The sequence below is a fragment of the Rhizobacter sp. genome (assembly GCF_031412495.1).
In the GTDB taxonomy this organism is placed as follows: Bacteria; Pseudomonadota; Gammaproteobacteria; order Burkholderiales; family Burkholderiaceae_C; genus Schlegelella_A.
The window spans coordinates 1-10,975 of sequence record NZ_JANODC010000054.1; the positions used below are offsets into that span (position 1 = coordinate 1).

The following is a 10,975-nucleotide window of genomic DNA, read 5'->3' on the forward strand; positions in this document are numbered from 1 at the left end:
CAGACGCTTCGTGGTCGAAAGCCTGCGTGGACGCCTCCTGCGCGTGCGCGGCATGGCCGCCGGCATCGCCGTGCACCGGGCCGCAGGCGGCCATCGTCGCCGCCGCCAGGCCCTGCAGCGGCAGGGCCAGCGTCAGCAACAGCACCCAGGCGAATCGGAGCACGCGCGACATGGCCGGGAGCTAGGCGAGGGCCTCGTCGAGCACCTCGATCCAATGCCGCACCGGGGTCGTGGTTCCGCTCTGCAGGTGCTGGATGCAGCCGATGTTGGCCGAGACGATGACCTCGGGCGCGAGTTCGGCGAGGTGGCCAAGCTTGCGGTCGCGCAGGGCCGTCGCCAGCTCCGGATGCAGCACCGAATAGGTGCCGGCCGAGCCGCAGCACAGATGCGCCTCGTTCAACGCAACGCGGATCTCGAAGCCGAGCGCCGCGAACGCCGCTTCGACGCCGCCGCGCAGCTTCTGACCGTGCTGCAAGGTGCACGGAGGATGGAAGGCAAGGCGGGGCAGTCGAGGCCGTGACGTGCCAAGTGCTTCGACGATGTCGGGCAGCAGCTCGGACACGTCGCGGGTCAGCTCGGCGACGCGGCGCGCCTTGTCGGCGTAGGCGGGGTCGCGCGCGAGCGAACGGCCGTACTCCTTGACGGTGACGCCGCAGCCGGAGGCGTTCATGACGATCGCCTCGACGGCGCCGGTCGAGACCAGCGGCCACCAGGCGTCGATGTTGCGGCGCATGTGCGCGTGCGCGCCGGTGTGGTCGTCGAGGTGCAGGCGGATCGCGCCGCAGCAGCCGGCTTCGTCGGCGACCAGGGTCTGGATGCCGGCGCGGTCGAGGACGCGCGCCGTGGCGCTGTTGATGTTGGGCATCATCGCCGGCTGCACGCAACCCATCAGCATGAGCACCTTGCGCGGGTGCTCGCGCGTCGGCCAGCGGTGCGCCGCCGCTCCCGCCGCAGCCGGAACCTTCGCCTTCAGGACGCCGGGCAGCACCGGGCGGACCATCTGGCCCGCCTTCATCGCCGGTGCGAACAGCGGCGAGGTGAGGCCCTCCTTCAGCGCCCATCGCAGGGCCCTTTCGCCGGCCGGCCGTGGCACGCGCTCGTCGACGATCCTGCGACCGATCTCGACCAGGTTGCCGTACTGCACCCCCGAGGGGCAGGTGGTCTCGCAGTTGCGGCAGGTCAGGCTGCGGTCGAGGTGGAGCTGGGTCGAGCGCGTGGGCGCCTCGCCCTCGAGGACCTGCTTGATCAGGTAGATGCGGCCGCGCGGGCCGTCGAGCTCGTCGCCGAGCAGCTGGTAGGTCGGGCAGGTCGCGGTGCAGAAGCCGCAGTGCACGCACTTGCGCAGGATGGCCTCGGCTTCGATCGCGTCGGGGGTGCCCGCGAATTCCGGGGCGATGTTCGTCTGCATGCGGTGGCGGCGGGTGCGGGTCAGAGGCCGGGGTAGAGCCGGCCCGGGTTGAGGACGCCCTTTGGATCGAAGGCGTGCTTCAGGCGTTCATGGATTCTTTTCAGCGGCGGCGACAAGGGCGCGAACACGCCGGCCGACTTGTCGCGGCTGCGGAAGAGGGTGGCGTGGCCGCCGGCGGCCGCCGCCGCATCGCGGACCGACGCCGCCGGCAGCGACGTGACCAGCCAGCGCTGCGCGCCATGCCACTCGATCAGCTCGTCGCCGGCGAGGCCGAGCACCGGCGCCGTCTGCGGCAGCGACAGCCGCCAGAGGGCCGCGTCCTGGTGCTCGATGGCGTCCTCGGCGGCGGCGAAGAACGGGTCGGTCTGGTCGCGCAGGCTGTTCCAGAACGGCGCCGCCGCATCTGCCGCGATCGGCTCGCCGCCGAGCGCCGGCAGGGCTTCGCCCACCGACGCCACCGAGCCGCGCAGGCGGATCACGAGGTTGCCGTTCCACCAGGCGCTGGCATCGATCGGCAGCGGCCGGCCGCCCCACCCGTGCAGCCGGCGCAGCGCCTCCTGCGGCTTGAGGTCGAAGCGCAGCGTGGCCTCGGCCTCGGCCTTCGGCAGCACCTTCAGCGACACCTCGACGATGACGCCGAGGATGCCGAGCGAACCGGCGACCAGGCGCGAGACGTCGTAGCCGGCGACGTTCTTGATGACGCGGCCGCCGAAGCGGAGCAGCTCGCCGCTGCCGTTGAGGAGCGCCAGGCCGAGGACGTGGTCGCGCACCGAGCCGGCGACCGCCCGAGATGGCCCGGCCAGACCGGCGGCGACCATGCCGCCCACTGTCGAGCCAGGCCCGAAGCGCGGCGGCTCGAAGGCCAGGCATTGGCCCTTGGCGGCGAGCTGCGTCTCGAGGTCGGCGAGCGTCATGCCGCCCGGCGCGGTGACGACGAGCTCGGTCGGCTCGTGCTCGGCCCAGCCGCCGAGGGTGCGCGTGTCCAGCGGCTCGCACGACGCCGGCACGGCTTCGCCGTAGAAGTCCTTTGTGCCGCCGCCGCGCACGGCCAGCTTCTGCCCGGCCGCGCCGGCCTTGCGGATGCGCTCGGCGAGCGCCTCGACCGCCTCGTTCACGTCGGCCGCTTCTCAGTACCGCGGCAGCTCGGCGAACGGGAGCAGGCCGCGCTTGACGTGCATGCGGCCGTACTCGGCGCAGCGCGACAGGGTCGGGATGACCTTGCCCGGGTTGAGGCCGCCTTGCGGATCGAAGGCTGCCTTGAGGGCGAGCATCTGCGCCCGCTCGGCCGACGAGAACTGCACGCACATCGACGCCAGCTTCTCGATACCGACGCCGTGCTCGCCGGTGACGGTGCCGCCCATCTCGACGCTGAGCTCGAGGATCTCGGCGCCGAAGCGCTCGGCCCGGTGCAGCTGATCGGCGTCGTTGGCGTCGAACAGGATCAGCGGGTGCAGGTTGCCGTCGCCGGCATGGAAGACGTTGACGCAGCGAAGGGCGTGCTTCTTCTCCATCTCGCCGATGGCGATCAGCATGTCGGCCAGGCGCCGGCGCGGGATCGTCGAGTCCATGCACATGTAGTCGGGGCTGATGCGGCCGCTCGCCGGAAAGGCGTTCTTGCGCCCGCTCCAGAAGCGCAACCGCTCGGCCTCGCTGGCGCTGACGGCGACGCGCGTCGCGCCGCAGCGCTGCAGCACCGCGACCATGCGGCCGATCTCGTGCTCGACCTCGGCCGGCGTGCCGTCGCTCTCGCAGAGCAGGATCGCGGCGGCGTCGAGGTCGTAGCCGGCGTGGACGAAGTCCTCCACCGCCGCGGTCATCGGCTTGTCCATCATCTCGAGCCCGGCCGGGATGATGCCGGCGGCGATGATCGCGGCGACCGCGTCGCCGGCATGGCGCACGTCGGCGAAGCTGGCGACGATGCAGCGCGCCGTCTGCGGCTTCGGCAGCAGCTTGACCGTGACCTCGACGGCGACGGCGAGCATGCCTTCGCTGCCGACGACGACGCTGAGCAGGTCGAGCCCGGGCGCGTCGAGCGCGTCGGCGCCGAACTCGACCGGCTCGCCTTCGGCGGTGAAGCCGCGCACCTTGAGCACGTTGTGCAGCGTGAGGCCGTACTTGAGGCAGTGCACGCCGCCCGAGTTCTCGGCGACGTTGCCGCCGATCGTGCAGGCGATCTGGCTGCTCGGGTCGGGCGCGTAGAACAGGCCGAGCGGCGCCGCCGCCTCGCTGATGGCCTGGTTGCGGACGCCGCTCTGCACCGTCGCGGTCCGCGCCAGGGCGTCGTTGCGAACGATGCGGTTGAACTTGGCCAGGCTCAGCGTCACGCCGAGGGCGTGCGGCAGGGCCCCGCCCGAGAGGCCGGTGCCGGCACCGCGCGCCACCACCGGCACGCCGAGCCGGTGGCAGCTGCGCAGGACCGCGGCGACCTGCGACTCGCTTTCCGGCAGGGCGACGACGAGCGGCTTCTCGCGGTAGGCGGTGAGGCCGTCGCACTCGTACGGCCCGGTGTCCTCGGCCGTCCAGAGCAGGGCATGCGCGGGCAGGGCACTGCCCAGCGCGTGCACGACGTCGGCCTGGCGCCGGGCCCGGTCGACCGCGGACAGGGCTGCGCTCTCGGGCAGGGGCGCGTTCACGACGCGCCGGTCTTGCCGGCTGGCGAACGCCGGCGTTTCGATGCCGCCTTCTTCGCGGCGGGGCGCGCCTCGGCCGTGTCGCCCGACCCCGAGGCCTTGGCCGGTTTCTTCCCGACCGCGTCCATCACCGCCCGGGCCGGTGCGCTGGCGGCGTCGAGCGTCTGCTTGACGAGGCCGCCGGCCATCGCCTGCGCCGCGTCGGTCGCCGAGCCCTTCATGGCGCTGGTGGCGAGCTGGGTGAACTGGTTCGTCAGGGCGCCCCACCACTGCATCGGATCGACGGCCCGCGCCGCGCTGGCGCCGGCCTTGGCCTTCTTCGGGTCGCTCGCCCCGGCCGCGGGCGCGCCGGCGTCGCCGGGCAGCTTGATCTTGAGCGACTCGCGCAGGTCGCCCATCTGCACGTTCATCGTCTGCAGCGTCGACAGCGTCATCCGCTGCACCTCGAGCGCCTGGATCGTCGCCGCCAGCATGCGCGCGTTCTGCTCGAGCCAGAACTGCACCGTGCGCAGCTCCTCGATCCGCTTCTCGAGCTCGGCCGGGTCGAGCGTCGGCGCCACCCACTGGCCCATGCCGGGGATGGCCGAGCCGGCGTTCTTGACCAGGCTCTGCAGGAAGTCGAAGCCGGGCACCATCTTGGCGAAGCCGGTCGGGTCGTTGTTCATCGTGTCTCCTCGCCGCGGGCGTGCGATCCCGCATTCTCGGCGAGGCCCGCCCGGGCCTGGTTCAGCGCCCGAAATCGCCCTGCTCGACCTTGTAGCCGCGCTTCTTCATGAGGGCCGGCAGGCCGTGGGGGCCGATCATGTGCAGGCTGCCGATGGCCGCGAAGACCTGCTTGCCGCCGGCATGCAGCGCATCGATGCTCGCCGCGAGGCCGGGGTTGCGGTCGTCGAGGAGGCGCTTCATCGCCGCCCGGTCGCTGCGCGTGCGCAGGCAGTCGCACCACTTGGCGTAGTTGGACAGCTCGGCGTAGTTGCCTTCGACCCAGACCTTGGCGATGCGGTTGAGCATCGGCCGGGCCCGGCCGGCCTCGAGGTCCTTGAGGGCATCGTCGACGAAGGCGACGGTCTCTGTATGGGTCGGCATTTGCAGTGCCTGCATCTGCGCTTCCGGCGTCTCCAGCGAGACGACCGGCTTGCCGAGGTCGCGGGCCAGGCCGGCGAGGACCAGGTCGATGGCGTACGACGGATCGAAGCCGTCGCGTCGCGCCGCCAGCACGGTCAGCGAGGCCACCTGGAACTCGGGCGCGAACCGGCCCCAGGTCGCCGCATCGACGCACTCGACGGCCAGGCGCCGGTCGAGACGGCGCACCAGGGCCGGCGGCAGCGGTTCCGATCGTTGCGAGCCGATGCTGGCGGCCAGGCGCTGCTGGATGGCGGGGTCGAGGACGTCGAGCTCGAGGGCCAGGGTGTCGCTGCCGCGGATGGCGTCGACGATCGTCGGCCCCGGGTACATCCACTCCTGGCGCGCCGCATGGATGGTGCCGTACAGGTAGGAGCTGCGCCCGTCCTTGCTGATGCGCCACAGGAAGCCGTGGTCGCGCGCCTCGCGCATGCCGCGCTCGACGCGGTCGGCGGTGTGCACGGCGGCCTGCGGCGGGCAGGTCGTGCTCTCGTCGGCGGGCCGGGCCGGCGTCGCCGCCAGCGCCGCCGCGGCAGCGAGGAGTCCACCCAGCAACGTGCGGCCGAGCCTGCGCCGCGCGGCGGTTCGAGAAGCGGTGGTCATGGCCGGAAGCTTAGCGTTGCGCCCGAACCAAGCGCAGCCCCGTGTGCCTACCTGTTCACGATCCGCTGCCGGTGCGAAGGTCGATGCGCAGGACCCCGGCCTGCTGCTGCCACTGCAGCCGGCCGAGCACGTCCATGCCGAGCAGCGGGTTGCCGCTCAAGCCGGGCAGGGCGACGATGCGGAGGCGATCGACGCGCACGCCGCCTTCGAGCGCCAGGTCGGCGCGCGCGATCTCGCCGACGACGGTGCCGCCGGCGGTGCTCGCCCGCGCCTTGCCCTCCGTCTCGAGGCCGAGCTCGCGGGCCAGGCCGAGCGGGATCGCGGTGCCGGTGGCGCCGGTGTCGACCAGGAAGTCGACCGCCCGCCCGTTGAGCGTGCCCGGCCAGTGGTAGTGGCCGTCGGGGCCGCGGCGGATCTCGATCACCTCGCCGACGGCGCTGAAGCGCGTCTTCAGCTGCTCGTGCTGGTACCACTGGAAACCGAGGAAGACCGCCGCCCCGACGAGCAGCCAGAGGGTGACGACCTTGAAGGTGGAGGGCAGCTCGCGTTCGCTCATCGGCGGCTCAGTTGCGCACCAGCGGCGTCACCTTCTGGTCGATGGCACCGAAGATGCTCCTGCCGTCGACGGCCTTCATCTCGATCCGGATCGTGTCGCCGAAGCGCATGAACGCGGTCTGCGGGCTGCCCGTCTCGATGGTCTCGATGGCCCGCTTCTCGGCGATGCACGAGTAGCCGTGCGACCAGTCCTTGTTGCTGACGGTGCCGCTGCCGAAGATCGAGCCGGCCCGCGCATTGCGCGTCTTGCAGAGGTGGGCGATCAGCTGGCCGAAGTGGAAGGTCATCTCCTCGCCGGCGTTGCAGAGGCCGGCTCGCTGCCCGTTCCAGGTGCTCTCGAGGTCCAGGTGCAGGCGCCCGCCGTGCCAGGCCGGACCCAGCTCGTCCGGGGTCACGGCGACCGGGCTGAAGGCCGTTGCCGGCTTGCTCTGGAAGAAGCCGAAGCCCTTGGCCAGCTCGGCCGGGATCAGCATGCGCAGGCTGACGTCGTTGGCGAGCATGACGAGGCGGATCGACTCCAGCGCCTCGTCGGCCGAGGTGCCCATGCCGACGTCGCCGGTGACGACCGCGACCTCGGCCTCGAAGTCGATGCCCCAGTCCTCGCTGGCGGCGACGATGTCGTCGCGCGGCCCGAGGAAGTCGTCGCTGCCGCCCTGGTACATGAGCGGGTCGGTGCGGAAGGTCGCCGGCATCTCGGCGTTGCGCGCCCGCCGCACGAGCTCGACGTGGTTGATGAAGGCCGAGCCGTCGGCCCACTGGAAGGCGCGTGGCAGGGGCGCCATGCAGCGCCCGGGCTCGAAGGCGAAGGCGTGCCGCGCCTGGCCGTCGTTGAGCGACGCGGCGATGTCCTCCAGCTGCGGCGACAGGAAGTTCCAGTCGTCGAGCACCTGCTGCAGGGTGCGTGCGACCGTGCTGGCATAGTGGGCGCTGCCCAGGTCGCGCGAGACGACGACGAGCTGGCCGTCGCGGGTGCCGTCCTTGTACGTGGCGAGCTTCATCGTGGTGGCGTGGCGGTGAAAGGCGGAGCGCGATTGTCGACGCTGGAGATGCAGGCCGTGTCAGTGCCCTTCGGCCCCATGCGGTCCGGTGCCTCCCTGCCGCCGCCGCGGCAGCGGCGCGGGCGTGCCTTGCTCGTCGTGGCGCTGCTGGTGGCGCTCGGGCACGCGTTCCTGCTCGGCGGCGTCGGCGTGCCGGCGCCTGAGGCCGGACGCGCGGGCGGCGGGTCGCCGCTGAGCGTGCGGGTCGTGGCGGCGGCTCCGTCTCCAGAGGCGAAGGCAGTCGTCGAGGCCGCGTCTGCGGACCCCGCCCCGGCGGCCGGTCCCATCCCGCCCGTCGCTGCCCGTGCCGCGGCGCCCGCCTTGATGGCCCCGGTCCGGCGCCTGGCCCGGCGCGCACCGGAGAGCATGCGAGACGGGGTGAAGTTAGTCCCCACAAATGATCCAACGCAAGCGGGCGCTCGCTCAACTGCGGCGTCGGCTGCCGTGGACGAGCCCGGCCCCGGTGCCGACGAGCCGCAGGGGGCAACGGTCGCCGCCGTCGCCCTGCCGGCCCCTGCCGACGTCGGCGCATCCGGCGTGCCGGCAGCACCCTCTTCGACGCTGCTCCAGCCGAACGAGGAGCCGCCACCCATCTACCGCACACGCCTGCCGCCGGCGCTGACCCTGCGCTACGAAGTGCGCAGCGGCTTCCTGCGCGGCGACGGCGAGCTGCGCTGGCGGCCGCAGGGCGACACCTACAGCCTGGCCCTGGAAGCACGGGTCTCGGGGCTGACCCTGCTGCGTCAGTCGAGTGACGGCGAGCTCGGGGGCGAGGGACTGGCTCCGGTCCGCTTCCTCGACCAGCGCGCCCGTCGATCCGCGCAGGCGGCCAACTTCCGGCGCGAGGCCGGAAAGATCACGTTCTCCGGCCCGGCGACCGAGTGGCCGCTCCTGCCCGGCAGCCAGGACCGCCTCAGCTTCCTGGTCCAGCTCGCGGGCATCGCCGCCGGCGATCCGGCCTTGCTGATCGAGGGCGCGCGCATCGTCATGGTCGTGGCCGGCGCGCGCGGCGACGCGTCGGTGTGGTCGTTCCGCTGCCTGGGCCCGGAGACGATCGAGACCGGCGTCGGCACCGTCCACGCCATCAAGTTCGTGCGCGACGCCCGGTCGACATACGACACCACGGCCGAGATCTGGCTCGACCCGGCTCGCTACCACCTGCCGGCGCATGCGACCTTGCGCAACCGCAGCGGCGCCTCCGAAGTCGACCTGTTGCTGGACGGCGTCGACACGGCGCCGCCGTAGCCCGAAGGCGCCTGCCACCCCCCGGAGCCGCGGGGCAGGCACTCCGCTTGCAATCCGCTTCCAGGGCCGCACGTTGCCTGCAGGAGAAACCCATGCACATGCTTTACAACTCGGACAGCTTCGCGGTCGTGCTGTTCGAGATCGCGTCTTCGAACGGCGAGGCGACGACGCCCGAAGGGTCCGAACCGGCGCCGAGCCGGGGCGGATTCGAGATCGTGGACAAGCTCGCCCGCAAGGACATCTTCATCGAGGGTGCGGTTGCGGCGACCTTCAAGGCCGGCGTCGAGGCGCTCATGGCCGATGAGACGCCGAGCGAGGAGGACCTCGACGAGTACATCGCCGGCTTCACCTCGATGGTCTCGCAGCCCCTCGTGCTCCACTAGCTCTCCGCCCTCGCTCCGCCTCGCCTCGGCGGGGCCTCGCACACCTCAAGTCCGCCCGCTGCCCGCCGATATTGCGGTCGGGGAGCCGCGCTGAAAACGTCGCGGCCGCGTGTTCACGTGGTCTGACGGAGGGCAGCTCGGGCGATGGACTCTTCGATGCAACCGGCGATGCCGGCGGCCCTGATGCTCCTGTTGAGCCTGGGCGTCAGCACGCTGGCGGCGTATGTCGCGCTCGACCTCGCGCGGCGGGTCCGCGTCCTGCGCACGCGCTCGGGCGTCCTCTGGCTGCTCGGTGCGGCGTCGGCGCTGGCCACCGGGGTCTGGTCGTGCCAGATCATCGGCGTGGCCGCCGAGCCGGTCGGCTTCCGGCTGGGCTACGACGGCGTCGGCGCCCTCGGCGCCTGGTTCGCAGCGGTGCTGGCCGGCATGGCCGGGCTCGGCGCCGTCAGCGGCCGGGTCGCCACGTCGGCCCGGGTCGCCTTCGCCGCCTTCGCGCTGGCCATCGGAACCGTGGGCAGCCATGCCCTGGCCCTCTACCCGCTGGGCCTCCAGCCGGGCATCGAGTGGCAGGTGCTGCCCCTCGTCGGCGCCATGCTCGGCGCCGGCGGCGGCTGCATGATGGCCCTCGGCGCCTTCTTCCACGGGGGCGACCGCAGCCGGGCCGCGACACTGCCGTGGCAGGCCCTGGCCGCGGTCGTCCTCGGCATCAGCCTGGTCGGCAGCCAGCAGCTCGTCATCGGCGCCGCCGGCATCGGCCACCAGGTCGCCTCCGCGCACGCCGACCAGATCGCGTCGGCGACCCTGACCCTGCTCGCCTCGCTCGGCTCGGTGGCGCTGCTCTGCCTCGGCCTGCTCCTGTCGGTGCTCGAGGCGCGGCTGCGCCGGTCGCTGCGCCGGGCCGAGACCGAGCTGCAGCGGCGCACGTTCCGGGACGCGCTGACCGGGCTGCCGAACCGCCTCATGTTCGAGGGTCTGCTCGCCCAGGCGGTGCAGCACGCCGACCGCGAGCGGGAGCGCCTGGCGCTGCTTTTCATCGACCTCGACGGCTTCAAGCCGGTGAACGAGTCGCTCGGCCATGCCAGCGGCGACCTGATGCTGCGCGAGATCGCGTCGCGCCTGAAGCGCTTCGCCCGACCCGAGGACAAGGTCGCGCACCTCGGCGGCGACGAGTACCTGATGCTGATCGGCGGCAACCCCAGCGACGAGGACGCGGCCATCTTCGCCGAGCGCCTGCAGGCCTCGATCGGCGAGCCGTGCCGGGTGAACGGCCGCGAGGCCTCGGTCGCGAGCTCGGTCGGCGTCTCCCTCTACCCGGCCAACGGGCCGAAGTCGAGCCTGATCGCCAACGCCGAGGCGGCGATGCGCTCGGCCAAGGCCAACGGCGGCGCCAGCCACGCCTTCTACGAGGCGCGCATGACCAACGGCGTGCGCGACCAGCTCGACCTGCTCCGCGACCTGCGCCGGGCCCTGGCGGACGGCCAGCTGCACCTGCTATACCAGCCCAAGATCCATGCCCCGACCGGCGAGATCACCGGCGCCGAGGCGCTGATGCGCTGGCACCACCCGGAGCGCGGCCTGGTCGGGCCGGACGTCTTCATCCCGATCGCCGAGCGCTTCGGACTGATCGGGGCGATGGGCAACTGGCTGATCGACGAAGCCTGCCGCCAGGCCGGCCAGTGGCGCGACGAGGGCCTGCGCATGCGGGTGGCGATCAACCTCTCGGCGCACCAGCTGCGCCATGCCGACCTGGCCGACCGGATCGACGCGGCGCTGAAGCGCCACCGCATCAACCCGCAGCTGCTGACCTGCGAGATCACCGAATCGGTGGCGATGGAAGACGCGTCGAACGCGATCCGGATGGTCGAGAAGCTCGGCGCGATGGGCATCAACATCTCGATCGACGACTTCGGCACCGGCTACTCGAGCCTCGCCTATCTCAGGAAGCTCCGCGCCGGCGAGCTGAAGATCGACCGCAGTTTCGTCATGGACCTG

General features: G+C 72.3%; 10 protein-coding genes. 3 read left to right on the forward strand and 7 right to left on the reverse strand.

From position 1 onward, the window contains the following. Positions 1 to 181: 181 nt before the first annotated feature. The 7 genes from glcF to AC30N0_RS02000 form a co-directional block, all read right to left on the reverse strand. Complete coding sequence (gene glcF / locus AC30N0_RS01970) at positions 182 to 1,408, reverse strand: glycolate oxidase subunit GlcF (RefSeq protein ID WP_489516260.1); 1,227 nt, start codon at positions 1,406 to 1,408, stop codon at positions 182 to 184. Between the two features lie 20 nt (positions 1,409 to 1,428). Beyond that, positions 1,429 to 2,523, reverse strand: a complete 1,095-nt coding sequence (gene glcE, locus AC30N0_RS01975) for a glycolate oxidase subunit GlcE (RefSeq protein ID WP_489516261.1) — start codon at positions 2,521 to 2,523, stop codon at positions 1,429 to 1,431. 12 nt (positions 2,524 to 2,535) lie between these two features. Beyond that, entirely contained in the window at positions 2,536 to 4,041 is a 1,506-nt protein-coding gene (locus AC30N0_RS01980) for an FAD-linked oxidase C-terminal domain-containing protein (RefSeq protein ID WP_489516262.1), read from the reverse strand. Beyond that, positions 4,038 to 4,703, reverse strand: coding sequence for a PhaM family polyhydroxyalkanoate granule multifunctional regulatory protein (locus AC30N0_RS01985; RefSeq protein WP_489516263.1), 666 nt, complete (start codon positions 4,701 to 4,703; stop codon positions 4,038 to 4,040). Before AC30N0_RS01985 ends, AC30N0_RS01980 begins: the two co-directional genes overlap by 4 nt. Positions 4,704 to 4,764: 61 nt before the next feature. Next, complete coding sequence (locus AC30N0_RS01990) at positions 4,765 to 5,763, reverse strand: TraB/GumN family protein (protein ID WP_489516264.1); 999 nt, start codon at positions 5,761 to 5,763, stop codon at positions 4,765 to 4,767. Positions 5,764 to 5,818: 55 nt separating this feature from the next. Further along, the gene (locus AC30N0_RS01995) at positions 5,819 to 6,319 is read right to left on the reverse strand and encodes a retropepsin-like aspartic protease family protein (RefSeq protein WP_489516265.1); all 501 of its coding nucleotides are present in this window, start codon (positions 6,317 to 6,319) and stop codon (positions 5,819 to 5,821) included. Positions 6,320 to 6,326: 7 nt separating this feature from the next. Beyond that, complete coding sequence (locus AC30N0_RS02000; RefSeq protein ID WP_489516266.1) at positions 6,327 to 7,316, reverse strand: fumarylacetoacetate hydrolase family protein; 990 nt, start codon at positions 7,314 to 7,316, stop codon at positions 6,327 to 6,329. Between the two features lie 483 nt (positions 7,317 to 7,799). Here AC30N0_RS02000 and AC30N0_RS02005 point away from each other — a divergent pair, with 483 nt between their 5' ends. The 3 genes from AC30N0_RS02005 to AC30N0_RS02015 form a co-directional block, all read left to right on the forward strand. Further along, the gene (locus AC30N0_RS02005) at positions 7,800 to 8,600 is read left to right on the forward strand and encodes a DUF3108 domain-containing protein (protein WP_489516267.1); all 801 of its coding nucleotides are present in this window, start codon (positions 7,800 to 7,802) and stop codon (positions 8,598 to 8,600) included. Positions 8,601 to 8,692: 92 nt separating this feature from the next. Then, positions 8,693 to 8,983: a BTH_I0359 family protein gene (locus tag AC30N0_RS02010; protein ID WP_489516268.1), complete on the forward strand. Its 291-nt coding sequence runs from the start codon at positions 8,693 to 8,695 to the stop codon at positions 8,981 to 8,983. 156 nt (positions 8,984 to 9,139) lie between these two features. Continuing rightward, positions 9,140 to 10,975: putative bifunctional diguanylate cyclase/phosphodiesterase (locus AC30N0_RS02015; RefSeq protein WP_489516269.1), on the forward strand; the 1,836-nt coding region annotated here is incomplete at its 3' end.